General features: G+C 58.3%; 25 protein-coding genes. 24 read left to right on the top strand and 1 reads right to left on the bottom strand.

Going from position 1 to position 25,279, the window contains the following annotated elements; all coding sequences use genetic code 11:
• The first annotated feature begins 111 nt into the window (after positions 1-111).
• The 23 genes from DRET_RS08995 (at position 112) to DRET_RS08890 (ending at position 22,631) form a co-directional block, all read left to right on the top strand.
• Entirely contained in the window at positions 112-1,086 is a 975-nt protein-coding gene (locus DRET_RS08995) for a GGDEF domain-containing protein (protein ID WP_015752224.1), read from the top strand.
• Between the two features lie 406 nt (positions 1,087-1,492).
• On the top strand, positions 1,493-2,908 hold the full coding sequence (locus DRET_RS13055; protein ID WP_015752223.1) for an NAD-binding protein: 1,416 nt from the start codon (positions 1,493-1,495) through the stop codon (positions 2,906-2,908).
• Between the two features lie 129 nt (positions 2,909-3,037).
• The gene (locus DRET_RS08985; protein WP_015752222.1) at positions 3,038-4,207 is read left to right on the top strand and encodes a cation:proton antiporter; all 1,170 of its coding nucleotides are present in this window, start codon (positions 3,038-3,040) and stop codon (positions 4,205-4,207) included.
• 12 nt (positions 4,208-4,219) lie between these two features.
• Entirely contained in the window at positions 4,220-5,581 is a 1,362-nt protein-coding gene (locus DRET_RS08980) for a TrkH family potassium uptake protein (RefSeq protein ID WP_015752221.1), read from the top strand.
• Positions 5,582-5,649: 68 nt separating this feature from the next.
• The gene (locus DRET_RS08975) at positions 5,650-6,312 is read left to right on the top strand and encodes a potassium channel family protein (RefSeq protein WP_015752220.1); all 663 of its coding nucleotides are present in this window, start codon (positions 5,650-5,652) and stop codon (positions 6,310-6,312) included.
• 30 nt (positions 6,313-6,342) lie between these two features.
• Positions 6,343-7,212 (top strand): patatin-like phospholipase family protein, encoded by an 870-nt coding sequence (locus tag DRET_RS08970; RefSeq protein ID WP_041281987.1) that lies wholly within the window; start codon positions 6,343-6,345, stop codon positions 7,210-7,212.
• A 49-nt stretch (positions 7,213-7,261) separates the two neighbouring features.
• Positions 7,262-8,293, top strand: coding sequence for an Lcl C-terminal domain-containing protein (locus DRET_RS08965; protein WP_015752218.1), 1,032 nt, complete (start codon positions 7,262-7,264; stop codon positions 8,291-8,293).
• Positions 8,294-8,563: 270 nt separating this feature from the next.
• On the top strand, positions 8,564-9,487 hold the full coding sequence (locus DRET_RS08960) for a radical SAM protein (protein WP_015752217.1): 924 nt from the start codon (positions 8,564-8,566) through the stop codon (positions 9,485-9,487).
• A 174-nt stretch (positions 9,488-9,661) separates the two neighbouring features.
• A complete protein-coding gene (locus DRET_RS08955) occupies positions 9,662-10,006 on the top strand; it encodes an Mth938-like domain-containing protein (RefSeq protein WP_015752216.1) in 345 nt (114 codons plus the stop codon).
• Positions 10,007-10,191: 185 nt separating this feature from the next.
• Positions 10,192-10,680 (top strand): TlpA family protein disulfide reductase, encoded by a 489-nt coding sequence (locus tag DRET_RS08950; protein WP_015752215.1) that lies wholly within the window; start codon positions 10,192-10,194, stop codon positions 10,678-10,680.
• A gap of 141 nt (positions 10,681-10,821) precedes the next feature.
• A complete protein-coding gene (locus DRET_RS08945; RefSeq protein WP_015752214.1) occupies positions 10,822-11,130 on the top strand; it encodes a hypothetical protein in 309 nt (102 codons plus the stop codon).
• Between the two features lie 2 nt (positions 11,131-11,132).
• Positions 11,133-11,276 (top strand): CD1871A family CXXC motif-containing protein, encoded by a 144-nt coding sequence (locus DRET_RS13750; RefSeq protein WP_015752213.1) that lies wholly within the window; start codon positions 11,133-11,135, stop codon positions 11,274-11,276.
• Positions 11,277-12,200, top strand: coding sequence for a 4Fe-4S binding protein (locus DRET_RS08940; protein WP_015752212.1), 924 nt, complete (start codon positions 11,277-11,279; stop codon positions 12,198-12,200).
• A gap of 302 nt (positions 12,201-12,502) precedes the next feature.
• Positions 12,503-12,847: an ArsR/SmtB family transcription factor gene (locus DRET_RS08935; RefSeq protein WP_015752211.1), complete on the top strand. Its 345-nt coding sequence runs from the start codon at positions 12,503-12,505 to the stop codon at positions 12,845-12,847.
• A 122-nt stretch (positions 12,848-12,969) separates the two neighbouring features.
• Complete coding sequence (locus tag DRET_RS08930) at positions 12,970-14,058, top strand: permease (protein WP_015752210.1); 1,089 nt, start codon at positions 12,970-12,972, stop codon at positions 14,056-14,058.
• A 209-nt stretch (positions 14,059-14,267) separates the two neighbouring features.
• Positions 14,268-14,507 (top strand): thioredoxin family protein, encoded by a 240-nt coding sequence (locus DRET_RS08925; RefSeq protein ID WP_015752209.1) that lies wholly within the window; start codon positions 14,268-14,270, stop codon positions 14,505-14,507.
• Positions 14,508-14,907: 400 nt separating this feature from the next.
• Positions 14,908-15,231, top strand: a complete 324-nt coding sequence (locus DRET_RS08920; protein WP_015752208.1) for a carboxymuconolactone decarboxylase family protein — start codon at positions 14,908-14,910, stop codon at positions 15,229-15,231.
• Between the two features lie 128 nt (positions 15,232-15,359).
• Positions 15,360-15,824 (top strand): arsenate reductase ArsC, encoded by a 465-nt coding sequence (locus DRET_RS08915; protein ID WP_015752207.1) that lies wholly within the window; start codon positions 15,360-15,362, stop codon positions 15,822-15,824.
• Between the two features lie 183 nt (positions 15,825-16,007).
• Positions 16,008-17,339 (top strand): M48 family metalloprotease, encoded by a 1,332-nt coding sequence (locus tag DRET_RS08910; RefSeq protein WP_015752206.1) that lies wholly within the window; start codon positions 16,008-16,010, stop codon positions 17,337-17,339.
• Positions 17,340-17,411: 72 nt separating this feature from the next.
• Entirely contained in the window at positions 17,412-18,758 is a 1,347-nt protein-coding gene (locus DRET_RS08905) for a M23 family metallopeptidase (RefSeq protein WP_015752205.1), read from the top strand.
• A gap of 356 nt (positions 18,759-19,114) precedes the next feature.
• The gene (uvrC, locus tag DRET_RS08900) at positions 19,115-21,025 is read left to right on the top strand and encodes an excinuclease ABC subunit UvrC (RefSeq protein ID WP_015752204.1); all 1,911 of its coding nucleotides are present in this window, start codon (positions 19,115-19,117) and stop codon (positions 21,023-21,025) included.
• 161 nt (positions 21,026-21,186) lie between these two features.
• The gene (locus tag DRET_RS08895) at positions 21,187-21,420 is read left to right on the top strand and encodes a helix-turn-helix domain-containing protein (protein WP_148214087.1); all 234 of its coding nucleotides are present in this window, start codon (positions 21,187-21,189) and stop codon (positions 21,418-21,420) included.
• A complete protein-coding gene (locus tag DRET_RS08890) occupies positions 21,417-22,631 on the top strand; it encodes a type II toxin-antitoxin system HipA family toxin (protein WP_015752202.1) in 1,215 nt (404 codons plus the stop codon). Before DRET_RS08895 ends, DRET_RS08890 begins: the two co-directional genes overlap by 4 nt.
• Before the next feature lie 499 nt (positions 22,632-23,130).
• On the opposite strand, the gene DRET_RS08885 is transcribed toward DRET_RS08890, so the two are convergent.
• A complete protein-coding gene (locus tag DRET_RS08885; RefSeq protein ID WP_015752201.1) occupies positions 23,131-23,850 on the bottom strand; it encodes a metal-dependent hydrolase in 720 nt (239 codons plus the stop codon).
• A 170-nt stretch (positions 23,851-24,020) separates the two neighbouring features.
• On the opposite strand from DRET_RS08885, the gene dinB reads away from it, so the two are divergent.
• On the top strand, positions 24,021-25,214 hold the full coding sequence (dinB, locus tag DRET_RS08880) for a DNA polymerase IV (RefSeq protein WP_015752200.1): 1,194 nt from the start codon (positions 24,021-24,023) through the stop codon (positions 25,212-25,214).
• Positions 25,215-25,279 lie beyond the last annotated feature (65 nt).

Genomic DNA, 25,279 nt, shown 5'->3' with positions numbered 1-25,279 from the left:
CTACAGCTTGAGTAAGGGGTGATCAAGGTTTCAGGTGATAGAGGGACATGCCATGCGAGTCAAGCACAGCAGCGCGATACAAGGGCGAGGGCGCCCGGTGTGGGAGAAGCGATGATGGACGTACCTCCAAATGCCCCGAAGACCGATCTCGACGAGGCGTTCCAGCAGTTTCTTGCCGTGCAGGAAGCTTTTCCCGATCCGATTCTGGTAGTGAACGAGGATGGGGTTTACGAGGCCGTTATGGGTGGACAGGCCCGGGGCCTTTACGACAGCGGGCACAATCTTGTGGGCCACGCCATGCACGATGTTTTGCCCCAGGAAAAGGCGGACTGGTTCCTGCAGGTTGTCAGGCAAGCCTTGAACGAACACGAATTGCAGATCGTCGAATACGCCCTTTCTCCCGACGAGGTTATCGATTCCCCTTCAGATGGCCCTGAACACGCGCAATGGTTCGAAGGCCGTGTTTATCCCATTCACCGGCCTGCGGGACAGAAACAGGCGGTGGTCTGGGTCGTTTTGAACATGACCAAGCGCAAGAAACTCTTTGAGGAACTCCAGGCCCAGTCCGAGCGGGACGCCTTGACCGGGGTGTACAACCGCTTGGCATTTACCCGCTATTTCGACCAATACAAATACAACGCCCAACGGTATCGGCGTCCGCTGTCACTGCTGGTGCTGGACCTTGACGAATTCAAGGGGCTCAATGACCGTTTTGGGCACGCCGCGGGCGATGTCGTCCTGCAATCCCTGGCCGAAGCACTCAGGTCACGCCTGCGGCAAACGGATATCCTGGCCCGCCTCGGAGGGGACGAATTTGCCATACTGCTTCCTGAGACCCCCTACGGCGCGGCGGTGGAATTGATGGGTCGCTTGCGCAAAGCGCTCAATGCCATGATCGTGCCTTTTGAATCGGAAGAGATACCGGTGCGCGTCAGTCTGGGGGTGAGTACTTTGTCCCTGACAGACAAGGAATTCGAAGAACTTTTCGCCCGCGCTGACGCCAATATGTACAAACACAAACGTATCCGGCAGAAAAAGGAGCACCAGTTTCCACGGAGCGCTGTGCCGACGTACGAAATCGAATAGTTTCCCCTTTAAAGCGTCCCGAAGCGGCAGCCGTGTCCACTGGCTACCGTGCGGCGGTGGAAGCGATGCTATTGCCCCCTGACAGGAACAGGCCTGGAAGGGGTTTTTTTGTGCCCTTCGCCGGGTTGGCCCGGGGAACTCTCTGAAAAGACAACGGTAGAAAAGAGAGCAAAATCGGTATACACCGAAACCACGATCAGCCTTGATATCTTGCCGGTGGGGTGGCTCGTCGGGAAGCGGGCAGGACGGCGCTGTTCAATTGCTCCAGTGCAGCAGCAAAGGGGACTCGGGATTCCGAGGGCCTGCCGGTCTGGCAGAGTTTGCGGACGCGGCACTCCCAACAGCTATTGACAAATTGTGATTGACGGACTCCATCGCAGTGGACGATTTGCCTAGGAGAATGACAATGCGTGTTTTAATTTGTGGAGCCGGGGATACCACGGCCCAATTGCTCAAACAGATGGGCGAGAATTGGGACGTGGTTCTGGTCGATCCTGAGAAGGAACGCTTGCAGGACTTCGTGGCCGCCCATCCCTGCATCCAGCGGATCCAAGCCGGTGACGCTTCGAGTCCTGTGGTGCTTGAGGACGCGGGCCTGGAGAACGCGGACTATGTCCTGGCCTTGACCGGATCGGACAAGGTTAATCTGGCCATCGCTGAACACGCGAGAAAAAAAGAAGTCGGGGCTGTTCTGGCCCTGGCCCATGAACAGCTCGACGTCCAAGCCTTTCGGGATCTCGGGGCCAGGGTCATCCTGCCGGGCCGTGTTTTGGCCCAGAATATCTATCATTACCTGCAAGACCCGCGGATCAAGGTCCATCCACTGGATATCACCGAGGCCGAGGTGGTGGAAATCGACGCGGCGGACCATTTCGCGCTGGTCGGACGCCGCATTTCTGCCCTGGTCAACGCCGAATGGCGCATCGTGGCCCTGTATCGCGAGGGCCGTATTCTTTTTCCTGAACCGGATATGCGGGTGGGCAAGACGGATAGGTTGATCATTCTCGGGCAGCGAGACGTGTTCAACAATGTCTGTTCGCTGATGGAGTGCGGTCTGCCCCATTTCCCTCTGACCTACGGTCAGACGTTGGTCATTCAGCTCCCAGAGGGTTCAGGGGTTCAAGAAGTGCTTCAGGAGGGGCTGTATGTGACCCAGAATACCCGGGTGCAAAAGGTCAGAGTGGTGGCCCCGGAGGACACCGCTCCGGGGCAAACGATGTTCGACCAATGGCCCCAGTCCCGTCTGCCGCGGGTGGAGACCTACAGCGCGGAAGAAGATCTGCGTGTTTTGCACCGGGTCTGTCAGGCCCAAAACACCGGCCTGGTCCTCCGGCCTCCTCTGGTGGTCTCCTGGGCAGATATCTTCAAGCGCCCGCCGCATGTCGAGTTGGCGCATTCTCTGGGGTGCCCTTTGTTGCTGGGGCGTGGCGCAAAAAGCTATGAACGCATAGCCGTGGCTTTCAACGGCTCGTCCGTAGCGGTGGCTGGAATGGAGGTCGCCATTGATGTGGCGCGGCAGACCGGGGGCACAATAGAAGCGATTGTGGTTCAGGAATCGGACGTGGTTCAAGGGCCGGGCGGCGGTGAGTGGGTCGACGACGTGCTTGCTTCCCTGCGCGAACTGGCCCATGTCCACAAGATCGCCATTGCAGAGCAACTCCGGGAAGGCAATCCGGTTCGGGAAATTGTGGCCGCCGCTGCTGAAAGCGATGTCGTGGTCATGGGGTGCTCCAGGGCGCAGAAGCGCTTGCTGACCCCGAATATTCCGGAATTGGTCACGCGCCGGACGAAAGGTTCTGTTTTGCTTGTTCCGGTGGTCTAGCTCTTCAAATCTTTCTCCGCGCCAAAAGCACGGCGCGCAAAAAAAGATTTGAAGAGCAGTGCGGGGGAACAAGTGAAGACGTGTTCCATTGTGGTGCGATACCGGTGACGTGGTCCAGACGAGGTTACTATGGTTCTCGATCAGGCGTCCGCCTTGCTTATTCTGGCCTTGGCCGTGGCTGTGCTGCCCGGGCTGAGCCGTGTCTTGCGCATGCCGGCTCCGGTGGTGGAGATTCTTTTCGGGGTGGTTTTAGGCAAGAGCGTTCTCGGGCTGGAATTCGGCGGTGAATGGATCGGCTTTCTGGGACATCTTGGATTTTTATTGCTCATGTTCCATGCCGGGATGGAAATCGATTTCGGGATGCTGCTGCGACAGCGGAAAAGTTATCTCGGTTTCCATTTGCTGCTCTTTCTGAGCACCTTGGCCTTGGCGGTGGCCGGGGCCCTTGTCCTGGGACGGGGCGTTTTCATGGCTCTGGTTCTGGCTACGACGTCTCTGGGGCTGGTCATGCCCACACTCAAGCAGGCCGGGCTCAGCCGGACCCCGTTCGGCCAGGGGTTGCTCATTGCCGCCTCGCTGGCTGATTTTTTGACCCTGTTCGCGATCACCTTTTTTCTGCTCTGGCACCAATACGGCATAAGCTGGCAATTCGTCTCTCCCCTGCCCCTGTTTCTCGGTTTCGGCCTTGCCCTCTGGGCCGGGCGGTTGTGGGCCTGGTGGTATCCGTGTCAGGCTGAGCGGATGTTGGCTGCTGAGGATTCCCTGGAAATCGGGGTTCGCCTCTCCCTGGCGCTGCTTTTTCTCTTTGTCGGGCTATCCGAATTGGTCCATCTGGAACCGGTCTTGGGCGCTTTTCTCGGCGGCAGCGTGCTTTCCTTCGTCTTTCGCAACAAAGTGACCCTGGAAAGCAAGATTTCAGCTTTGGGATTCGGATTCCTGATCCCGATTTTTTTCATCAATGTGGGGCTGGAGTTTGATATCGGGAATATTTTGAGCGGAGAGCAGATGATTTTGACCCTGCAATTGCTGGCGATAGCCGTACTGGTCAAAGCTCTGCCCGCGTTGTTGTTTACCCTGCGCCGCATGCGTCTGCGGCAGGCCCTGCAAGCTGGAGCGCTGCTCTCGTCACGTTTGAGTCTGATTGTGGCCGCGGCCACGCTGGGGCTGCAGCAGGGGCTTATCGACCAGGAAACCAAGGATGCCCTGGTCCTGCTGGCCTTATTGACCTGTCTGCTGGGGCCGAGCGTTTTCCATGTATTCGCGCGACAAGACAAACGAACCGGTCAAAACCGGGCCTGAGGGGCGGCTGTGATGCGCGTGCACATTTCCCCGTTTGCCTGGCCCATTGTGTTTTTTGGCGTCGCCATTGTCCTTGGCGCCGTTCTCCTCCATCTCCCGCTGAGCGTGACTGACGGAGCTATCTCCTGGACCAACGCCCTGTTCACCGCGGTTTCGGCTGTCTGCGTAACCGGGTTGATCGTCGTGGACACCGGTTCGTTTTTCAGTCCGTTTGGGCAAGGCGTCATTCTGGGGCTGATCCAGATCGGTGGTCTGGGAATCATGACCATCACTTCGCTGATCTTTTATCTCTGGCGGCAGCGGGTGTCATTGACCGACCATTTGGCGGTGGGGAAGAGCCTGATCCACGACCCCCGTTTCAAACTGGGAGGGTTTCTGATCCGGATCACGTTGCTTGTCCTGGTTTTCGAGGCGCTTGGTGCTGTTTTGCTCCGGTTCCTGGCCCCGCAAGGGTTTTCCTGGCCTTCAGCGGTTTTTCACGCTGTCTCGGCATTTTGCAATGCCGGCTTTGCCCTGCAGGAAAACAGCCTGGTGGCGTGGCAAGGGGATTGGGCCGTCAACGGGGTCTTTATGGGCCTTATCATCTGCGGCGGCATCGGGTTTTCGGTCCTGGTCGAGCTGGGGGCCTTGGCCCGCCGAATGAGGCGGGACTCTTTGCGTTCTGTGCTTCGTGCCACGAGCTGGTATACTCGGGTGGTGCTGTCGACCACTGCCGTGTTGTTATTGGGCGGAGCGGTGTTGTTGCTGGTCACGGAAAGCACGCAATCCGGGATGGGGGTGACTTGGCCCAGGCGGCTGCTGACGGCCTGTTTTCAGTCTGTGACCTGCCGCACCGCGGGATTCAATACCGTCGACATCGGCGCCATGACCAATGTCAGTTTGCTGATCATGGCCGGGATGATGTTTATCGGCGGGGCGCCGGGGTCATGTGCCGGCGGTGTCAAGGTGACCACGGCGCGGACTCTGCTCGCCTTTGTCCGGGCCCAGTTGCGCGGCGGACGACAGCGGCAGGCGGTGATCGGGCGGTATGCGGTGGAGCAGGGGACGATGGATCGGGCCCTGTTGTTGCTTGTCTTTGCCCTGGGTATCGTTGTTGTGGCCGTTGGCGTGCTGAATATGGCTGAAGGGGGCCATCTGGCCCATGCTGAGAGCAAAGGCCTTTTTTTGGAGCTGATGTTCGAGGCTGTCTCGGCGTTCGGGACGGTTGGCTTGAGTACGGGGCTGACCCCCTCATTGAGCGCAGTGGGGAAATATACCTTGATGGTCCTCATGTTCGTCGGCCGGCTGGGTCCGATTTTATTTTTGACCGCTTTGAAGGACTTTCAGAAGCCGCGTCACTATGCATGGCCGGAGCATAACCTGCTCATTGGCTGACGGAAAAACGGCCCGGCTGCGACAGGAGGCCATTTCACGGCACGGCAGCAGGGCCTGAGGAGGCAGATGTGATCAAACGCAAAAGCTATACGGTCGGGGTCATCGGGCTGGGAAAATTCGGTGTCCAGTTCGCCCAAGCGATGCAGGGTCTGGGGCACGAGGTCATCGGCATTGATCGGCATCAGGACCGGGTCAATCAGGCCCAGGAGCATATGACCCAAGCCTACCAGGCCGACGCGATGGACAAGACCGCCCTGGAGCAGATGGGCTTTGCCGATTTGAGCCATGTCCTGATCAGCGTCGGTGACTCTATCGCCTCCAGCTCCATGATCACCTATTATCTGAAAGAGATGGAAGTGCCCTACGTCTGGGTTAAGGCCATTCATGCCGACCACGAGCAATTATTGCGGCGCATCGGGGCCACAGAAGTCATTATCCCTGAGATTTCAGCGGCCCGTGAACTGGCCCACCGTTTAGCCATGCCGGGGTTTGTCGAGTATCTCCCCTTTGGCACCGATCTCGCTTTGCAGGAGGTGATCGTTGACAAATGGGCAGGGAAGTCATTGCGCGAATTGGATCTGACGCGGAAGGCGCACATTCAGGTCGTGGCGGCTCGTCCCTCGAATGAGGAAAAATACGATATCATCCCCCAGCCAGACGACCCGCTCAACGAGGGGGACGCCCTGATGCTGCTGGGCAAAAGTGCCGACCTGCAACGCCTCAAGGCCTAAGGCAGACAAATGGTCAATGGATGGAGAAACATGAACACTACACAAGCGGGGCTGGTCCTTGAGGGAGGGGGACTTCGCGGGGTCTATACCTCCGGGGTCCTCCGATATTTTTCAGATCTTGGACTCTGTTTTCCATATGTGATCGGCGTGTCCATGGGAGCCTGCAACGCGGCCAATTTTGTGGCCCGCCAACCGGAACGCAACCGGATCGTGAATATTCGCTTCGTTAAGGACAGGCGGTACTTGAGCTACCGGCGTCTGCTCCTGCGCGGGGAGTTGTTCGGGATGGATTTCATCTTCGATACGGTGCCGAACCGTCTTGTCCCCTTTGCCTGGAACCGGTTCATGGCCTCGCCGACCCGGTGCGTGACCGGGGTGACCGATTGCCGGACCGGAGAACCGGTGTTCTATACCCAGCATGAGCTCAACGGCGATTATATGACGGTGCTCCAGGCCTCAAGCAGCCTGCCCTTTGTGGCCCGGCCGGTGCGTTATCAAGAACGCTTTTTGCTCGACGGCGGTGTGAGTGCGCCGATTCCGGTGCACCAATGCCAAGCTGACGGGTATTCTCAGCAGGTTGTCGTGCTCACGCAGCCTCCCGGGTATCGCAAGAAACCGTTTCCGGCCCCGGCGCTCGCCCGGTGGCGGTATCCCCGTTTTCCCGGTTTGGTGCGGGCCCTGGCAGAACGGCATGAACGGTATAATGCCTGCCTGGAAGCGCTTGAGCGCCGGGAGCGAAACGGTGAGATCGTTGTTATCCGGCCGGAAAAGCCGTTACCGGCCGGGCGTGTGGAGCGCAACAAGGAGAGGTTGTACCGGGTCTATGACTCCGGGTACGCTGATGCTGTGGCGGCTTGGCCAAAGCTGGCCTCCTATCTGGGGCTTGACTGTGATCAATGACTCTGTGTTCGTTTCAGGAGAGAGCTAACGCAGTGAAGGAAGACTTCTCATGAGTCTGGAGCAAACACGCCTCTATCTGGGGACAGGCCAACACCGGTGTTTTGATTCCCAGGGGCGTGAGATCCCCTGTGACGGCCAGCGACAAGATGGCGCGATACAAGCCGGTCAAACGGTTTCGGCCCCGCGGTTCGTTGTTGACGGGGAACTTGTCAGTGATCGGTTGACCGGACTGCAATGGCCAATGCAAGCGGATCTTTTTCTCTATCCCCTGCGCTGGGACGAAGCCCTGGACGCAGTCGCTGAGGCCAACGCGGCGGGCTTGGCCGGGGCTGATGACTGGCGCGTTCCGAACCGCCGCGAATTGCGTTCTCTCATTGACCACAGCAGGCGCAAACCGGTCCTGCCAAAGGACCATCCCTTCACCGGGGTGCATTTGGGGTGGTATTGGACGTCGACCACAGCGGCCATTGCCCCGGCCTACGCCTGGTATGTCCATTTGGCTGGGGGGCGGATGTTTTTTGGCAAGAAGACGGAATTTTCTCTCCTCTGGCCAGTGCGTGGACAGTTGGCCCGTCTGCCGCGAACCGGCCAAACCCAATGCTTTGATGTTCAGGGGGAGGTCATCGATTGCCGGGAAAGCGCGCAGGACGCGGCGTTGCAGCAGGGGTTGCCTTGGCCCGAGGTCCGTTTTGAGCCTTTTGAGGACGGGATTCTGGACCGGCTCACCGGACTTGTCTGGCGCCGCCAGGCGTTCGAAGGCGGGAAGCTTGTCGACTGGAGTGAAGCCCTGGAACTCGCGGCGGACCTGGCCGAGGCGAGTGGCAGGGCATGGCGGTTGCCGAACATCAACGAACTGGAGAGTCTGGTCGATGCCTCGCAGAGCCGTCCGGCCCTGCCCGAGGACCATCCTTTTTCCGGAATTCAGGAGGCCTATTGGTCCAGCACGACCAGCGGCTTCGAAACCGATTGGGCCTACGCCCTGTATCTGCATAAGGGAGCTGTGGGCGTAGGTTGGAAAAAGAGCCGAGAATTTGCGGTCTGGTGTGTTCGCGATAGGGAGGCGGGGATAACGTCCAGGTGATGAGGGAGCCCTCCTGCATTTTCGGATCTGTTTATTGCGGCTCGTAAGTTGTACCTCGACCTGGAAAAAGAGGGGGCGTGTTTGACCTGGGGCCAGCGTGTGTTCCGAGGCGGGCAAGGCGGTAGCCAAGTGGAGGGGCCACCCAGATCTTGAGCCCGTGACAGATGCTCCTGGCCCGATTGAGGAGGGATAGATCTTGATCGCAGACTGAAATGCGGTACATTGGAGCCGTGTTCGCGCCATCTCATCCTTGTTGTTCACGGAGGGGGTATGAGCCAGACTGCGGCGTATCTGGGGTGCACTACCACGGCCTTGGCCACTCGGGAAAAACGGTTATGGAGCCTGTTGCGTTCGTGTGTGCTGTGCCCGCACCGGTGCCGGGTCGATCGTCTCGCCGGCGAGACCGGCAAATGCCACACGGGCAGCCGAGCGATTGTCTACAACTATTTTCCGCACTTCGGGGAAGAGTCCCCTTTGGTGGGCGACTGCGGATCAGGGGCGATATTTTTTTCCTTTTGCAATCTGGCGTGCTGTTTTTGTCAGAATTGGGAGATCAGCCACGGCGGCGAGGGACTGGAGCTCCAGAGTGAGCATGTCGCGACCATGATGCTTGAACTCCAGGCCATGGGGTGCGCGAATATCAACCTGGTCACTCCCAGCCATGTTGTCCCCCAGATCGTGACTGCCGTCCGGCTGGCTCGCGAGCAGGGGCTGCACCTGCCCCTGGTCTATAATTGCGGCGGCTATGAACGGGTGGCCACCCTGCGGGAACTCGAAGGAATAATCGATATCTATATGCCGGACTTCAAGTTCTGGTCCTCCGCATCTGCGGCACGGTATTGCGGGGCTGAGGATTATCCGGAACGAGCCCGGGCTGCGTTGCGTGAGATGCACCGGCAGGTAGGGGACCTGAGTATTGATCGTGACGGACTCGCCCGGCGCGGTTTGCTGGTTCGCCATCTCGTCCTGCCGGGGCTGGAGCAGGAGAGCGGGGCCATTTTGAAGTTTTTGGCCCAGGAGATTTCGCAGGAAACCTACGTGAATATCATGGACCAGTACCGGCCTTGCGGTACAGCCGTGGGGGATCCCAGGCTGGGCGATGAACTGGAACGGGAACAATGGCTGCGCGTCCTGCGGGCCGCCCGCGCAGCCGGACTGCACCGGTTTGACCACGGCATGATGTTGTTGTCTTGAAGTCCAGACTGGGTCAGAGAGATGCATTGAGGCTGCGGGCTTTTGCTCGTTTTATTCTTCATTCGCGGTACATAATATGCTAAAAATATTAGTGATTTAGTTCCAGAGCCGAGTGTGGCCAATGCATGTAATTCGGGAAGACCGAACTGTATATTCACGAGAAGGCGCAAGTATATGTTCATAGAATTGTATAAATTCGGCCGCATCGTCATCCAGGGGCAGACCTATACCCGAGACGTGAAGATTCTCGAAGGGCGGGTGGTTCCCCATTGGTGGCGAGAAAGCGGACACCGGGTCGTGCTCGGTGACATCCGTGATCTATTGCGCACCGCACCCGAGGTAATCGTCTTTGGGATGGGCAAACCCGGGCTGATGCGATTGGATCCGGATGTCCGGGACTACCTCCAGCGAGAGGAAATCGAAACAATCGAACAGCCCACGGCCCAGGCGATGGAGACGATCAATTCCCTCCTCCAGTCTGGCCGGCGAATGGCTGCCGGGATACATTTGACCTGTTAATCGTCCGTTTATGGACTTGTCCTTGAATTTTCAGCAAGAGATCCGAGAAAAATGGGGTGGGGAAGCGAGCGTTGCGCCTTTGAATTTGCGCCAGTTTACCGCTGAGTGGAGCCCATTCCGACGTATGAATCACGAGCGCCTTCGGCCTGCGAGGGCCGGGTGAACCTCTAACAAAGAGAGCGACTATGCGACGGTTACGCGTTTTGAGCTTGACTATATGCCTGGTTGGAATTGTGCTGCTCGTGGGCACGATCAGCACCGCCTCCACGGGACAATACAAAGGGGCTATTTCAGCTGACAAGCTTGAACAGATGATTGACGAGGAGCGAAGCGACAAGGTGGTCCTTTTGAATTTCTGGGCCACGTGGTGTTCGCCGTGTCGAAGGGAAATGCCTGAACTGGCTCAGCTGCGCCGGGATTTCTCTCCTGAGGAATTGGTCATCCTCAGTGTGTCTCTGGACTATAACAGCAAGGTCATTCCGCATTTTGTGGACCAGTTTGGTCTCAATTTCCCTGTGTATCGCGACGGTGGCGGTGTAGCCCAGCAATTTGAAGTCGCTGCAGTCCCGAAGGTGATGCTCTTTACTCAAAACGGGTTGGTCATGGAACACGCCGGGTATGTTCCGCCGGCTATGCTGCGCCGGGTGGTCGAACAGGCGCTCGACAAGCAGTAGGAGTATCAGCCCGTTGGAACTCTCCAGCGAGATTGCATTTTTCCCCGCCTCCCTTGGAGGTTTTGAACAGGTTGCGAGCGCCTCCCTGTTGCGACGAGGCGAGAGAGGAAGCGGCTTTGCGCCGGCATAAAGGAGTCAACTATGCGTTATGGGGTTCTCATTGGACTGGTCTGTATTTTCCTCAGCGCTGTCCCTTTGTGGGCTGAAGCGGGATCCGGAGATCCGGTGGCGGTTTGCTGTTGCCTGCACTCCCCGGAACGGGCCCAAACCTATGCCGCGCAGATGGCTGAGGCCGTTCCGGGACTTGAATACACCCTGGAATACGCCGCTGAAGACGATGAATGCCAGGGTGTGACCATCTGGATCAGTCACCCGGAGATGGATGGCGACGCCTTGTGTGAGGCGGTCTTTCAATCCTTGCATACTGAATTGACCTGCCCGAAGGAGTAAGTATGGCCGGGACCACTCGTCGAGGACCGATCGTGTTGATGGCCGTTTTTTTGATTGTCTTTCTCGTTGGACTCAATAGCGGCGAAGTGGGAGCTGTTTTTGAAAAAGCCGCCACCATCTGTTTGAGTTGCATAGGGATCGGGTAGATGGTTCTGCGGCGGATAATCCAGACGGTGGCTGTCTTCCTGACCAATGCGTATTGGCTGTTTCCTTTCAGTGGGTCGGGGATCTATACCGGCCGCTTCAAGGCGGTTTGCGCCCCAGGGCTCAATTGCTGGTCCTGCCCCGCCGCGACCACGGCCTGCCCTATTGGGGCGTTGCAGAACAGCTTGGCGACCGTGCGCTTCAACCTCGGGGCTGGGAATTACCATTTCGGGCTCTACGTGCTGGGGTGGCTGGGTCTGATCGGCACAGCCGTGGGGCGCATGCCGTGTGGTTGGGTGTGTCCCTTCGGATTTTTCCAGGAGCTGGTGCACAAGATCCCCTCCAGGAAATTCGGCATCCCGCGGGTTCTGACCTGGCTCAAATATCCTATTCTGGCCTTGTTCGTAGTTTTGCTCCCCCTGTTTGTCGTAGACAGTTTTGGCTTTGGGCAGACCTGGTTTTGTAAATACATCTGTCCAGCCGGGACCCTAGAGGCCGGCCTGCCGGCCATGGGGTTGCAGAGCCAGCTCCGGCCGATGGTCGGGTGGTTGTTCGCCCATAAGGTGACTCTTTTGCTGGGGTTTCTGGTCTGGATGGTTTTTGCCAGCCGCCCTTTTTGCCGGGTGGCTTGTCCCTTGGGCGCTTTGTATTCGTTATTCAACAAGGTCTCTTTTTTCCGGATGCGCTGGGATGAAGACGCCTGCGTGCATTGCCAGAAATGCTATCAGGTTTGTCCCATGGGGGTGAAATTCTGGGAGAATGCGAACCATTACGATTGCATACGGTGTCTTCGCTGCTACTATGAAGGATGCCAGTTCGGGGCCATTAGCTATGAATGGGTCGGCCTGCCGGAGCGGGTGGTTCGAACGGGGCGACGGAAGCAGCAGAAACAGCAGGCGGCGCCATCCGGTGGACAAAGCGGTTGATTGAAGTGAAGATCAGACCACGTTCACAATCCCCCCACCGGGTTTGTGATTTCGGTATGTGTTTCCCCGGTGGGCGATTGTGCGCCCGGCCTGAAAAAAGAGCGTGGGTGAGTATTCCAGTCAAAGCAGGGGAAGTCAGGCAGAGCGTTGCCTGGAGGGCGTTGGTTGCTTGTGGCGCTGAAGGCAGCTTTCAGGCCGCGTTCACAATTCCCCCACCGGGTGTATGATTTCGGTATATGTTTCCCCGGTGGGGCTGCGATTTGGCATTGACAGGGTGACTCTATTTGGTTACTTTGCCAAGTATGCAAACGATCGTAAGACGCAAACCTGATGCCTATTACACTGCCCGGGCTGAAGTTTTCAAAGCCCTGGGACATCCGACCAGACTGCGCTTTGTTCAGGCCTTGGCCGAAGGCGAGTTGTGTGTCTGCCATCTGCAGGAACTTGTTGACGCGGACATGTCGACTGTTTCCAAACACCTTTCCGTGTTGCGCCAAGCCGGCGTGGTCCAGAGCGAAAAACGCGGCAATCAGGTCTATTACCGACTGCGGCTTCCTTGCGTTGGGCAATTCATGGACTGTATCGATGCCATGCTCCAGGAGCAGGTTTCAGACCACTTGGAGGCTGTGGGCTCGGCTTTGCGCTGAGCCAGGCCCAGCAACGGGCTAGAGCCCGTGGGAGTGAAAAGCGGAAGCCCTCTAAGTATTTTTTTGGGATTGTATTTGGCTTTTTGGGAAAATAGAAAATAACTTCAGAAGGAGTTGTGTGCATGGAACCTTTGGAAACCGAAACATGTGCCTGCCAGAGTGGCCACTCTTCACAGCAGGGCGGCGAGCGGCCTCGGTTGGCCCGGCAATTGGGGATGCTGGCTCTGGCTCTTGTGCTCTGGGTAGCGGTTTACCAGCAACTTCTGCCGGTTTCGCAATGGCTCGCCTTCGATCTGCTGGGTCTTTCGCCGGAAAGCCATCTGGGTGATGCAGTCCGGTTTTTCCTCTATGATACTCCCAAGGTGCTCATGCTCCTTGTCCTGGTCGTCTATGCCATTGGGGTCATCCGCTCGTTTTTTACGCCGGAACGGACGCGGGCCATTTTGGCCGGCAAACGCGAATCCCTGGGCAATGTTCTGGCGGCCCTGCTCGGTGTGGTGACGCCGTTTTGTTCTTGTTCGGCCGTGCCCCTGTTTATCGGTTTCGTGTCCGCCGGCATCCCGCTTGGGGTGACCTTTTCCTTTCTGATTTCCGCGCCGATGGTCAATGAAATCGCCCTGGTCTTGCTCTACGGTCTTTTCGGCTGGAAAGTGGCCGGGCTGTATATGGTGACTGGACTCGGTGTGGCCATCGTGGCTGGGTGGACGCTGGGGCGCCTGCGCCTGGAAAAACATCTCCAGGACTGGGTCCGGCAGATCCACGCCGGAGCGGTACAAGATCAGCCTGCCGAGCAAAGTTGGAGTGATCGCCTGAACTATGGTCTGGAACAGGTCAAGGAAATTGTCGGCAAGGTTTGGATCTATGTCATCATCGGCATCGGTGTCGGCGCTGGCATCCACGGCTACGTACCCGAAGGAATGATGGCCTCGATCATGGGCGAACAAGCGTGGTGGTCGGTCCCCTTGGCGGTCGTTATCGGTATCCCGATGTACACCAATGCCGCCGGGGTGATCCCGATCGTGGAGGCCCTTATGGCCAAGGGCGCGGCCCTGGGCACGGTGTTGGCCTTCATGATGAGTGTTATCGCGCTTTCCCTGCCGGAGATGGTCATTTTGCGCAAGGTGCTCAAAGTTCGGCTCATTGCCGTGTTTATCGGTGTTGTCGGTCTGGGGATTCTGCTAGTGGGGTATCTGTTCAATACCCTCATTTAGACGTGGTTGAGCGGAAGGAGTTGTTTAGCAGGCCGTTAAAAATCTTCCAATGACAGCAAAGCTGCAAAAGGTTCCACCACTCACGTGCGAATACGTAGGCAGCGACCTTGAATTTTTCTCGCTGTCCTTTGGAATTTTTGAGCAACCTGCATTATGCCAGTTTTTTCAACAGGTAGTTAGCGTAAGAAGTCATTGAGAAGGAGGCGTGTATGCGTATTCAGGTTTTGGGACCAGGATGTCCGAATTGTGAAAAGACGGAACAGATCGTTCGTGAAGCGCTTCAAGAAGCGGGAGTGGAGGCGACGGTTGAAAAGGTCAGTGATTTTCAGGAAATCGCCCAGATGGGGGTCTTGTCGACACCGGCTGTTGTTGTCGATGGACAGATCAAAGTAACTGGCAAGGTTCCGAAAAAACAGGACGTCCTTGGCTGGATAGGTGCCGCTCCATAACGATTTTGGTTCTTTGACGGATCCTGTGGATTTTTGGAGTTTGCCATCTCTTCTGTGTGCCCACTTTCGGCCCGGTATTTTCTCAATCCCGCCAAAGGGGGATCCTTGCCTCCTCCGGACTCTCAAGTGGAACAGAATTCCAGGTGTCGAAGAGGGCCCTTGTTGCATCGGAATCAGCCTGGGAGCATTCAGTTCACGGTCCGGTTTCCCCCTTTTGGCGGGACCAAGAAAATGTGCGGGCCTTTCGCTCGAAGCACACAGAAGAGACGGCAAACTTTTGCGTTTGAAATTCCATGCCCTGTGACGAAGAGCCACGATTTTTTGGAGTGCAGCCGGAGGGCTGTTCATCCAGCCTGGATCGTCCCGCGGGGCCCAAACAAGCAGCAAAAAAGGAGCGTTTATGCGGATGTTGGCTCAGTTATTTCCTGAATTCACAGAGAAATTGGATGAAATGGACGCCTTGTACAAGGAAAAACGGCTCATTGACGAAAAGACCTACCAATTCATCTGTTTCGCCCTGTCGATCAAGGCTCGTTCCCAGCCGTGCGTGCGCAAGCACTACAAAGAGGCCCTGGACGCAGGGGCAACTGCCCAGGAGTTGGCCTATATCCTGGCTCTGGTTATGCGTGAGGCCGCCGGTGCCGACGATTGCTGGGTCCATGACGTCCTGCATGATTGTGCGGAAATAGCGGCTGGATCTGTGGAATGCGGCTGTCAGAAATAGTATTGGGCCCGGTTGAGTGTCTTCGCCTGCGATAGTGCAAAACGTCGCTTGCAGGAGATTTTGAAGTCCAGCCGAGGTAGAGAGATCCTTCGCGGCTTCGGAGGGCAAACAGGGAAATGGAGATGAAGATGAGTGAACAGCTCCGGCTGCTGTTTTTGTGTACCGGAAATGCCTGTCGCAGTCAGATGGCGGAAGGATGGGCCAACCATTTCTTCCCGGATACGCTTGCTGCAACCTCGGCCGGGGTGGTCAAGACGGTTGTCGACCCCAAGGCTCGAGAGGTCATGGCGGAAGCCGGTGTGGATATAAGCGGTCAGTTTTCCAAACACCTCAGTGAACTTGAATCGCTTGATTTTGATTATGTGATTACGTTATGCGACCATGCGGCCCAGCACTGCCCTGTTTTTCCCGGCCAGGCCGTGGTGCTCCACCACCCGTTTCCCGACCCGCCCCAACTCGCCCGGTCGCTTTCAACCCAAAAAGCGATTTTGGACGTTTACCGCGAGGTCCGAGACGCCATTCGGGAATATATTCGGAATGTACAGGATGAATTACCGGAAAAGCAGCCGATCGAACCTCCGCGGCTGAGATGAACGCCTCCACGGGCTTGCCAGGTTCTTTGCTTTTTTTGTATTCTCAAGCGGTCTTCACAGGCCGCTTTTTTTTTCAATTGTTCTCCCTCCCTCCCGCCGCAGATCGCCGTCCGGGAGCGCCGCTTCTCGGGCGATGACGGACCGTGGGCTTCCAGGGGGCGAGGAGATCTTGCAGGAGACTGTATGGAGTCAAACGCTCCCGACGTATCGCGTCGGACCATATTGCACTGGGCGGTTCTGGCCGCCACCACCCCGGTGTGGTGGACGTTGAGCGGCTGCGCCACCAATCCGGTGACAGGAGAATCAGAATTGATGCTCGTGTCCCGGGATCAGGAGATCTCCCTGGACCGGCAGAAAAGTCCCCATCAACTTTCCGCGGATTATGGGGAAATACAAAACCAGGAACTCCAAAGGTATATCGCTTCCGTAGGTCAGGAGTTGGCGGGGCGGACGCACCGGCCGGACATGCCGTACCGTTTTTTCCCGGTCAACGCGGTCTACGCCAACGCCTATGCCTTTCCCGGCGGTACCATTGCGGTAACTCGGGGTATCCTGCTCGAATTGGACAACGAGGCCGAATTGGCGGCTCTCCTCGGTCACGAACTTGGGCACGTCAACGCCAGGCACACGGCGGCGAGGATGTCCACCGGGGTTCTTTTGCAGGGACTTTTGGGAGGTGCCGGCGCTGTGGCCGCCTCCGCTGGCGGGGGGGCTTCGGCCGAGGCCCTGATGCAGTTAGGCGGCTTGGGAGCCGGAGCGCTGCTGGCCAAATACAGTCGGGACGATGAACGGCAGGCAGACGCCCTTGGTATGCAGTATATGGTTCAAACTGGGTACGCGCCCCGGGGGATGGTTGGTCTCATGGATGTCCTGCGCGGTATGTCCTCCCGTAAACCCTCTGTCATCGATCAGATGTTTTCTTCGCACCCCATGTCCGAGGAGCGGTACCGCACGGCGGTCAGTCGGGTTCAAAATGAGTACCAGACTGGCCGGCAACTGGCGCTGAACCGGGAGCGGTACAAAGACCATTTGGCGCCGATTCGCGCCATGCAGGAGGCCATTGAGGCCATGCAGGAAGGGGAGAAAGCCTTGGGCGCGGAAAATCCCGATCAGGCCGAGCGTTCCTTGCGGCGGGCGTTGCAAGCCGCCCCTCGGGATTACACCGCCTTGGTCATGATGGGCAAATGCCGCTTGCTCCAGGATGCCCCGAAAGATGCGGAGCGCTATTTTACCCACGCGCGGGAGGTTTACCCGCAAGAGCCGCAGGCAGCGCATTTTCTGGGGATCACCCTGCTGGGCCAAAAAGAATACGACGGCGCTTATGAACAATTCCGGTGGTATGAAGAGCGACTGCCGGGAAATCCGAACACTATTTTCCTCCAGGGATTGGCCCTCGAGGGCGCCCAGCGCCAGCAGCAGGCCGCCGAGGCCTACGCCCGTTTTCTGCAAAGCGGCGCCAGCGGGGAGCAGGCCCAATACGCCCGGCAACGGCTCCAGACGTGGGGCTATCTCTAAGCCAGAGCAGGGGCCAGGGGCTCTCCCTGGTCCATTTCTTTTCCACACACAAGACCAAGGTGACACGATTATATGGCACGGCGAAAAGGACAAGGATCCTCACGTAAAGGCACGTTTCTCGTTTTTCTGCTTCTGCTTCTCCTGGCAGGCGGAGGAACGCTGTATTTCTTGAATGCGGAAGGCACTCCCCCGCAAATCACCCTGACACCGCAAACCTCGTATATCGGGCAGGATGCCCAACTCGAAGTCGCGTTGCAGGATCCGGACAGTGGGTTACGGCAGGTGACCGTCACGGCTGTCCAGAATGGGACCCGGATTCAGGTCCTGCCCCCGACGGACATTCGAGGCGGACAATGGCAGCAAGCCTTCTCTTTGAAGAATCTCGGGTTGCGCGAGGCCCCGTTCGAGTTGCAGGTCGTGGCCACGGATCGCTCCTGGCGCCGGCTGGGCAAGGGGAATATCGCCCAAGTGCAGCACCAATTTACCCTGGACACGACCATGCCCTCGGTCGGGGTGCAGTCTGTGCACCATAACCTGAACCAGGGTGGCTCGGGGATGGTTACCTTTTCGGCCAGCGAACCCCTCGCTCGGGCTGGGGTGCAGATCGGGGAGAGCTTTTTCCCGGCCTACCAGACCGAAAACGACGACTGGATCTGTCTGTTTGCCTTCCCCTATTTCGCCACACCAGGAGAGGACCACCCCGTCCTTGTGGCTGAAGACCGGGCCGCGAACAAATTCAGGACCGGGTTTACGTATCACGTCAATGCCCGCAATTTCCCCCAGGACCGCATTCGGGTTTCCGATGCCTTTTTGCAGGCCAAGATGCCGCAATTTCAGAATGATTTTCCGGAGGCCGGGACCTTGCTTCAGGTTTTTCTGCAGGTCAACGGACCCATGCGGGATCAAAACCGGTCCTGGTTGCGGGAGGTCGGTCAAAAAACGGTGGCCAAACGGTTGTGGGAGGGCAAGTTCCTGCGCCTGCCGAACGCCGCCCGCAGGGCATCGTTCGGCGACCAACGGACGTATGTCCATGGTGGAGAGGCCATCGACCGAGCGACCCATCTGGGCGTGGATCTGGCTTCAGTGGCGCGAGCCGAAGTCCCGGCCGCGAATTCAGGTCGGGTGGTCTTCAGCGATTTTCTGGGAATCTATGGCAATGTGGTGGTCATCGATCACGGTTTCGGTTTGCAAAGCCTGTACGCCCACTTGAGCAAGAGTATGGTCCAGGAAGGTCAAGAGGTGACCAAGGAGCAGATTATCGGCAAGACCGGCGCCACGGGGCTGGCCGGCGGCGACCACCTCCATTTTGCTATGCTGGTCTCCGGGCAGCCGGTCAATCCGGTGGAATGGTGGGACACCAACTGGATCGCGAACAATATTCTCTCCAAGTGGGAATATCTGCAAGAAAACGCTTCGTAGGGCGGGCAATCTCGCGGACTTTCCTGATTGCTCTGAGCCGGGGATATCTCTTCCCCCAAACAGCTTTTCGGGTTCAGGTTTCCACCTGAGGTCCTTGGGTTACGAATCGCCCTGACGGGAACATGCGCGACCGCCCCGGATGGATCAGCAGGATCTGTCCGGGGCGGTCGTTTCTTCCCATCTTGGCTCCAAGAGGGGGCACAAAGGAAAGTCGTTTCGGTCCATTGCACTTATATCAGGCGTCTTGACGGTCCCATTTTCTCCGTTGGATTTCGTGGCAGCGATTGCCGGAACTTTTCATTGTGATCAAGGAAACGGGTGTCTCAACCTGTTCCAGTCAGGAGTTCAATAGGGCTATGAAACCTTTTCGAGCCAAGGAATACCCGGATTGCCCGGGGACCTATCTGATGAAGGACGAACGGGGCCGTGTGATCTATGTCGGCAAGGCCAAGGTGCTGCGCAAGCGGTTGGCTTCCTATTTTCAGGAACCAGACCGTCTGCCGCGCAAAACGCGGGTCATGATGGACAAGGTCTGGTCTATTGAAACATTGTGCACGGAAACGGAAAAAGAAGCGTTTCTGCTCGAAAACAGCCTGATCAAGAAGCACCGGCCCCGTTACAATATCATTTTGCGCGACGACAAGTCGTACGTCCTTTTCAAACTGGACAAGCGCCACCCCTTTCCCCGTTTGAGCATGACCCGGCGGGTGGTCCAGGACGGGTCGACCTATTTCGGGCCTTTCACTTCTGCGGTGGCGGCCAGAGAGACCTGGAAACTGCTCAATCGTTTGTTTCCGCTGCGCAAATGCAAACAAACGACCTTCAACAACCGGGTCCGGCCCTGTCTGCAATATAATATCGGTCGGTGTCTGGGCCCGTGTGTCTACGATATCCCTCGGCAGGAGTATCAGGAGGTGGTGCGGCAGGTGGAACTGTTTCTGACCGGCCGCTCCAAGGAACTGCTGCGCCGGCTCCGGGCGGATATGCAAGCGGCGTCAGAGGATCTGCGGTTTGAAGATGCGGCCCGTCTGCGGGATCAGATCCAGGCTGTCGAACAGACCGTGGAGCAGCAGGTCGCGGTTCTTCCCGGCGGCAAGGACCGCGATGTGCTCGGATTGGGGCGCACGGTTGGCGGTGTGGCGCTAGGGCTGCTTTTCGTGCGCCAGGGGCAGCTGCTGGATCAGAAGAGCTTTTTTTGGGCTGAAGAAGACGGGACAGACGAGCTGGGTCTCCAGGAGGAGACGGCCTCGGCACAGTCCACCGCTGTGGAAGAGGCGCAAGAGGTGCTGCGCTCCTTTGTGCTCCAGTTCTACAGCCCTGGCCGGTATATCCCGGAGCGCATCGTGCTCCCCTTTGCCATGGAAGATGCGGTCCTGGAGGACATATTGAGTGAGCGCCGCGGCGGCCCTGTCCGTTTGGCCACCGCCCATGGGCCGCAGGAACGCAAACTGGTATCCTTGGCCGAAACCAATGCCGTCCAGGCGGGAGATCGGGCGCGGAAAACGGTCGAGCCCCCTCTCGAACGCCTTCAGGACCGGCTTGGACTCTCGCAATTGCCGGAGCGCATCGAAGCCGTCGACGCCTCCCATTTCGGTGGCCAGGGGATGGTCGTGGGCCAGGTCGTCTTTGAGAACGGGCGACCGCACAAGGAGGCCTACCGGATTTATGCCTTCCCGGAACTCGAGGGGGCAGCCGATGACTATGCCGCTCTCCAGGGATGGGCGCGGCGCCGGCTTCGTTCCGGACCGCCCTGGCCCGATCTGATCGTGGTTGACGGTGGCAAGGGTCAGCTCCAGGCAGTACAAAAAGGGCTTAACGAAGGACAGGAGGCCGGTCTTGCGGCGGATTCCTTCGCCCTGGCCGCTTTGGCCAAAGGGGAGCGCCGCGGCGGCGAACTCGAGGAACGCGTCTTTCGACCGGGACGAAAAAATCCGGTGGCCCTGCGTCCGGGCAGTGCGGAATTGCTTCTCCTGCAACACATCCGTGACAGCGTGCACCGCTTTGTCTTGAGCCGGCAACGCCGCACGCGGCGGGCGAAGGGCTTGGACAGCCGGCTCGAGGAATTGCCGGGAGTCGGTCCACGAACGGCCCACTTGTTGTGGAACCATTTCGGCACCCTGGAGCGGATGTGTCAGGCAACCGAAGCTGAACTGGAAGCATTGCCAGGCATTGGTGCGGCCAAAGCGGCCCAATTGCGCCGGGGATTGGCTTCACTGTCCCCCGGGACCCCCGTGGACCATGATGAGCAGGGGGGCAACACGGCTTGACCCCTTGCCGGACGGTCTATACGTTCCCGTTCGCTCACATTGGGTTTGTTCGTTCCTGAATCGAAACTGCTGCTTGCCGAGCGGCGGGGTCCGCCGCAACGGAGAGGATGTAATGGCAATCAGTCCTGAATGCGGGACCATAGGATGGCACGAGGATGCATATGGACGATGAGGCGGTGACGACTTCCGAGGCCCTCGCGGCATTGATCAAGGCCAAGCGGCTGGAGGATGGCCTGACCCAGGACGAAGTAGCCGGCTTTTTGGGGCTCGGCCGTCGGTTCGTCGTTGAACTCGAGCAGGGCAAGCCCACGGTTCGTTTGTCCAAGGTCCTCGAAGTGCTGCAAGGCCTGGGTCTGGAAGTGGTCGTGCGTTCCCGGGGCGAGGATGCTTCATGACCGTGGCCGTCAATGTCTATTTGGACGGGTTTTTTGTTGGCAATGCTTGGCGGGACGGCGACGGACAACTCCTGTTCAAGTATTATCCAGGATGGCTGGAATCGTCTGGGAGACAACCGCTGTCGCTGAGGTTGCCGTTGCGCCCGGATGTCTACGGCGATGCAGTAGTCCGCCCGTTTTTGAGTGGTATCTTGCCGGAGCAGGGGGCGCGCCATCGTCTGGCGCAATGTCTGGACATTGACGACAGCGATATCTTGGGCCTTCTCGCGGCTATCGGGGGGGATTGCCCGGGGCGCATTTCCTTTTCGCTGCCCCAGCACGGCCCCGAGCACGTTCCACCGGGACAACGGCCCCTGGACGATCGGATTCTGACGGCGCTTCCCGAGGTGCTGGCCGAGTGTCCGTTTTTGGCCGGGGAACAATCGTTGCGTTTGTGCCTTCCCGGTAGCGGGAGGGCCTTGCCGGTGGTCCAGGAGAGAAACCGGTTTTCTTTGCCGCTGGGCGAACGTTCCAGCACACATGTCCTGAAAACGGCCCCTTTTGATCGCCAAGCGGGTGTGGCTAATGAAGCCTTGTGCCTCGCGCTTGCCGCCAAGGCTGGAGTGCCGGTCCAAGCGAGTATGCAGGTGGCCACCTCCCGCGAACCGCTTCTGCTGGTGCAACGAGCTGACAGATCAGCCGTTGGTGCAGAAGGGATTCAAAGATTGGGGGCCGAGAGCCTCGGACAAGCCCTGGGGATCGCGAACGGGATACCGATCCAGGACAGCAGGTTTTTTTTGCAGACGGGATTCCAGCTTTTGAAACAGGTCGGCGTGGCGCCTATCCGGGATCAAAAACGGCTTCTGCAATGGAGCGCATTGCAATGGGTGTTCGGGAACGAGATGTTGCCTGTCGAAAATATTACATTGCTCAGGCAGGGGCAGGGATGGGGTGTGGCCCCGTTTTACGGTTTGGTCTGCAAGGCGGAGCATTGGGAGCCCTCTGCGGCTGCAGCGAGCGATGAGGGGGCAGAATGGCTGGAACATCGGCCCTGCGTGGCCTGGGCCGAGGCCACGGCTGTGCCGGAAAAAACAGTGGGCGCGATTTTTGATCAGGTAGCGCGTGGGATACTCAAATATGTCGATGAGGCGGTCGGGCAGGTCGGTGATCCCGAGCGGACACGGACTTTGGCCGCGTATTTGCGCGCCAGGGCGGAAAAAGGCTCCCGCTGAAGGTTTTCCGTCTCAGTTTGGTGATTGTGTTGGTGGCATCCGGTTCTGGAATTGCGCTTCCGGCCTGGAAAAAGAGCGAGGGCGGTTTTGTAGGGCTTCGCTGATAATGGGGACGAGGGCGTTGGTAGAGGGCAACGGTTCCTCAGGCGCTGAAGGCACCTTCCCGGCCGTCTTCGCAACTCCAGAACCGGATTCGAAGAGTGGAACTCGTTAGGTGGGCATCCGGTTCTGGAGTGGCGCTTCCGGCCTGGAAAAGAGCGTGGGAATGGACCTATTTGCGCCCTGAGTGTTGCCCATGAATGGACGTTCGGGAACACGGCAATTCCTGCCGTGTTCCCGAACGGGAGAGAAGGCAAGATGGCGTAAATTTCCCAATGGAAATACAGCGGCAAGGCGTTTCAGGTCTTGAATCGTGTTCAGCGCTCTGCTCGGGTGCCTTTTTGTCGGGTCTCTTCGGAATCGGCAATGTCCTGGAAACAAGGCGCTTTTCAACTGCCAGTTAGCACTCGCAAAGGGATTTGTCCGGCAATTGTAGTGGCTTGCCAACCTCGAGCACAGAAATGCCCGTGTCCGGAGCGACCTTGTCGATCTCTTCCTCGAATTTGGTGGTATTTTGTTCTAAAACGGGAAAGGAGCCCCAATGCATGGGCACGACCCGTTTGCATTGCAGAAGTTTGCAGGCCAGGGCGGCGTGGCGCGGATCCATGGTGAAGATGCCGCCGATGGGCAAAATGGCGAGATCGATGTCATAGAGCTGGCCGAAGAGTTCCATGCTGGAAAAAATGCCTGTGTCACCAGCGTGATAGATGGTGAAACCGTCCTCAAGCCGGAAGATGAATCCGACCGGCGTTCCGCTGGCCGAAGAATGAAAGGCCTGGACCATCGTGATATCGACATCCTGAACGCGGACCGTGCCCCCGATATTAATACCGATGCCGTTGACGATCTGGGCCGCGGGGAGGCCGTCGGACACGACTTTTCCAGCCGTCTCCACAATGCCCAGAAACTGGGCCCCGCTGGAACGGCAGATATCCACGGCTTGCCCGATGTGGTCCTGGTGGTCGTGGGTGACACAGACCAGATCGACCTTGCCGACCTCGCCGGATTCGGTAATTGCCGCGGGATTGCCCTCGAACCAGGGATCAATGAGAATATCCAGGTTGGGGGTCGTGATCTGAAAATTCGCATGGCCGTGCCATGTCAAGGTATTCTGAGCCATAGATGCCTCCTGTCGGGGTGGTTTTCTGGCGGCGGGCGGTTGGCCGGTCAATCCGACCTCAGGCGCCGGGTGGGCTTTCTCGCCCCACCGATGGTCCTGTTGTGGGGCAGGCGAGGGGATGTGGTCAAGCGGTTCCTTCTTTTTCATTACCCAACCCAATGAGGCCGTGGATGCAACGCTGGATCCTCCATGTAGATATGGACGCCTTTTTCGCATCCATCGAACAACAGGACTATCCGGAACTCCAGGGGAGGCCGGTCATCGTCGGCGGCGGCGAGCGCGGTGTGGTCAGCGCAGCCTCCTACGAAGCCAGGCGGTTTGGCGTACGTTCAGCGATGCCCATTTCCCAGGCCCGCAAACTGTGTCCCAATGGGAACTTTTGCCACGGGCGCCACAAACGCTACAAAGAACTCTCCCGCCAGGTCATGACCGTGCTGGACGGGTTCTCTCCATGCGTGGAGCAGGCCTCCATCGATGAAGCCTATCTGGATATCACCGGCACCGAGCGGTTGCTGGGCCCCCCGGGAGAGGTGGGGCGGGCTTTGCAACAGGCTATCCGGGTGCGAACCGGATTGTCGGCCTCTATTGGCATTGCTCCCAACAAATTTGTGGCCAAGATCGCTTCGGACTGGGACAAACCCGGTGGATTGACCTGGATCCGGGCGGAGCAGCTGCAGACCTTTCTGGACAAGCTGCCGGTGCGCAAATTGCCGGGAGTTGGGCCGCGAACCAGCGCCCTGCTCGAGCGCCTCGGTGTGGAATCTGTCGGGGCGGTGCGCCGTTTCAGTGAGGCGTTTTGGACGGACCGTCTTGGAGAAGGGGGCAAACAGCTCTGGGCCCGGGCCCATGGGATCGACGATTCCGAGGTCCAGCCGTATCACGCCCCCAAGTCCTGCGGCGCCGAGCACACTCTGCCTCAGGATACAGAGGACGAGGCGATTTTGATCTCGTGGCTGTTGCATGAGGCCGAGCGTATTGGGCGGGAATTGCGGCGCGAGGTCATGGAAGCCGGGACCGTAACCCTCAAGATCCGTTACGACGATTTCACGACCTTCACCCGTTGCCGCAAGCTTTCCCCTCCCACCCAATCGACTCAGGATCTGTACAGCGCCGGGGTGACTCTTTTGCGGCAACAGCAACTCCAGCGCCCGGTACGACTGGTCGGTCTGAGTGCGGGGAATTTGGCGCCAATGGGATCGGGGCGGCGCCAATTGTCTTTTTTCGAAGCCGATTCGGCCCGCCGGAACAGTCTGGACGCGGCTATGGATGCTGTGCGGGAGCGGTTCGGCGGGACCAGCGTCCGCCGCGCTGAGATCCTCCGGGCGCAGGAGGGCAAGGGACAGAGTGACCCGAAAGAGGAATAGTGCTGGTTAGCGAACCGGTTCTGAAAATTTCGAAGCCACGAACAGTTCTCTTCAAACAAAGGCCC

It is taken from the genome of Desulfohalobium retbaense DSM 5692 (assembly GCF_000024325.1).
Taxonomy (GTDB): domain Bacteria; phylum Desulfobacterota; class Desulfovibrionia; order Desulfovibrionales; family Desulfohalobiaceae; genus Desulfohalobium; species Desulfohalobium retbaense.
The sequence above is the reverse complement of the archived record's forward strand: the minus strand, read 5'-3'. Positions and strand labels throughout refer to the sequence as shown.

Coding starts and splice junctions, on each gene's coding strand:
- DRET_RS08995 (WP_015752224.1), top strand. CDS start 112: ATGATGGACGTACCTCCAAATGCCCCGAAGACCGATCTCGACGAGGCG.
- DRET_RS13055 (WP_015752223.1), top strand. CDS start 1,493: ATGCGTGTTTTAATTTGTGGAGCCGGGGATACCACGGCCCAATTGCTC.
- DRET_RS08985 (WP_015752222.1), top strand. CDS start 3,038: ATGGTTCTCGATCAGGCGTCCGCCTTGCTTATTCTGGCCTTGGCCGTG.
- DRET_RS08980 (WP_015752221.1), top strand. CDS start 4,220: ATGCGCGTGCACATTTCCCCGTTTGCCTGGCCCATTGTGTTTTTTGGC.
- DRET_RS08970 (WP_041281987.1), top strand. CDS start 6,343: ATGAACACTACACAAGCGGGGCTGGTCCTTGAGGGAGGGGGACTTCGC.
- DRET_RS08965 (WP_015752218.1), top strand. CDS start 7,262: ATGAGTCTGGAGCAAACACGCCTCTATCTGGGGACAGGCCAACACCGG.
- DRET_RS08960 (WP_015752217.1), top strand. CDS start 8,564: ATGAGCCAGACTGCGGCGTATCTGGGGTGCACTACCACGGCCTTGGCC.
- DRET_RS08955 (WP_015752216.1), top strand. CDS start 9,662: ATGTTCATAGAATTGTATAAATTCGGCCGCATCGTCATCCAGGGGCAG.
- DRET_RS08950 (WP_015752215.1), top strand. CDS start 10,192: ATGCGACGGTTACGCGTTTTGAGCTTGACTATATGCCTGGTTGGAATT.
- DRET_RS08945 (WP_015752214.1), top strand. CDS start 10,822: ATGCGTTATGGGGTTCTCATTGGACTGGTCTGTATTTTCCTCAGCGCT.
- DRET_RS13750 (WP_015752213.1), top strand. CDS start 11,133: ATGGCCGGGACCACTCGTCGAGGACCGATCGTGTTGATGGCCGTTTTT.
- DRET_RS08940 (WP_015752212.1), top strand. CDS start 11,277: ATGGTTCTGCGGCGGATAATCCAGACGGTGGCTGTCTTCCTGACCAAT.
- DRET_RS08935 (WP_015752211.1), top strand. CDS start 12,503: ATGCAAACGATCGTAAGACGCAAACCTGATGCCTATTACACTGCCCGG.
- DRET_RS08930 (WP_015752210.1), top strand. CDS start 12,970: ATGGAACCTTTGGAAACCGAAACATGTGCCTGCCAGAGTGGCCACTCT.
- DRET_RS08925 (WP_015752209.1), top strand. CDS start 14,268: ATGCGTATTCAGGTTTTGGGACCAGGATGTCCGAATTGTGAAAAGACG.
- DRET_RS08920 (WP_015752208.1), top strand. CDS start 14,908: ATGCGGATGTTGGCTCAGTTATTTCCTGAATTCACAGAGAAATTGGAT.
- DRET_RS08915 (WP_015752207.1), top strand. CDS start 15,360: ATGAGTGAACAGCTCCGGCTGCTGTTTTTGTGTACCGGAAATGCCTGT.
- DRET_RS08910 (WP_015752206.1), top strand. CDS start 16,008: ATGGAGTCAAACGCTCCCGACGTATCGCGTCGGACCATATTGCACTGG.
- DRET_RS08905 (WP_015752205.1), top strand. CDS start 17,412: ATGGCACGGCGAAAAGGACAAGGATCCTCACGTAAAGGCACGTTTCTC.
- uvrC (WP_015752204.1), top strand. CDS start 19,115: ATGAAACCTTTTCGAGCCAAGGAATACCCGGATTGCCCGGGGACCTAT.
- DRET_RS08895 (WP_148214087.1), top strand. CDS start 21,187: ATGGACGATGAGGCGGTGACGACTTCCGAGGCCCTCGCGGCATTGATC.
- DRET_RS08890 (WP_015752202.1), top strand. CDS start 21,417: ATGACCGTGGCCGTCAATGTCTATTTGGACGGGTTTTTTGTTGGCAAT.
- DRET_RS08885 (WP_015752201.1), bottom strand. CDS start 23,850: ATGGCTCAGAATACCTTGACATGGCACGGCCATGCGAATTTTCAGATC.
- dinB (WP_015752200.1), top strand. CDS start 24,021: ATGCAACGCTGGATCCTCCATGTAGATATGGACGCCTTTTTCGCATCC.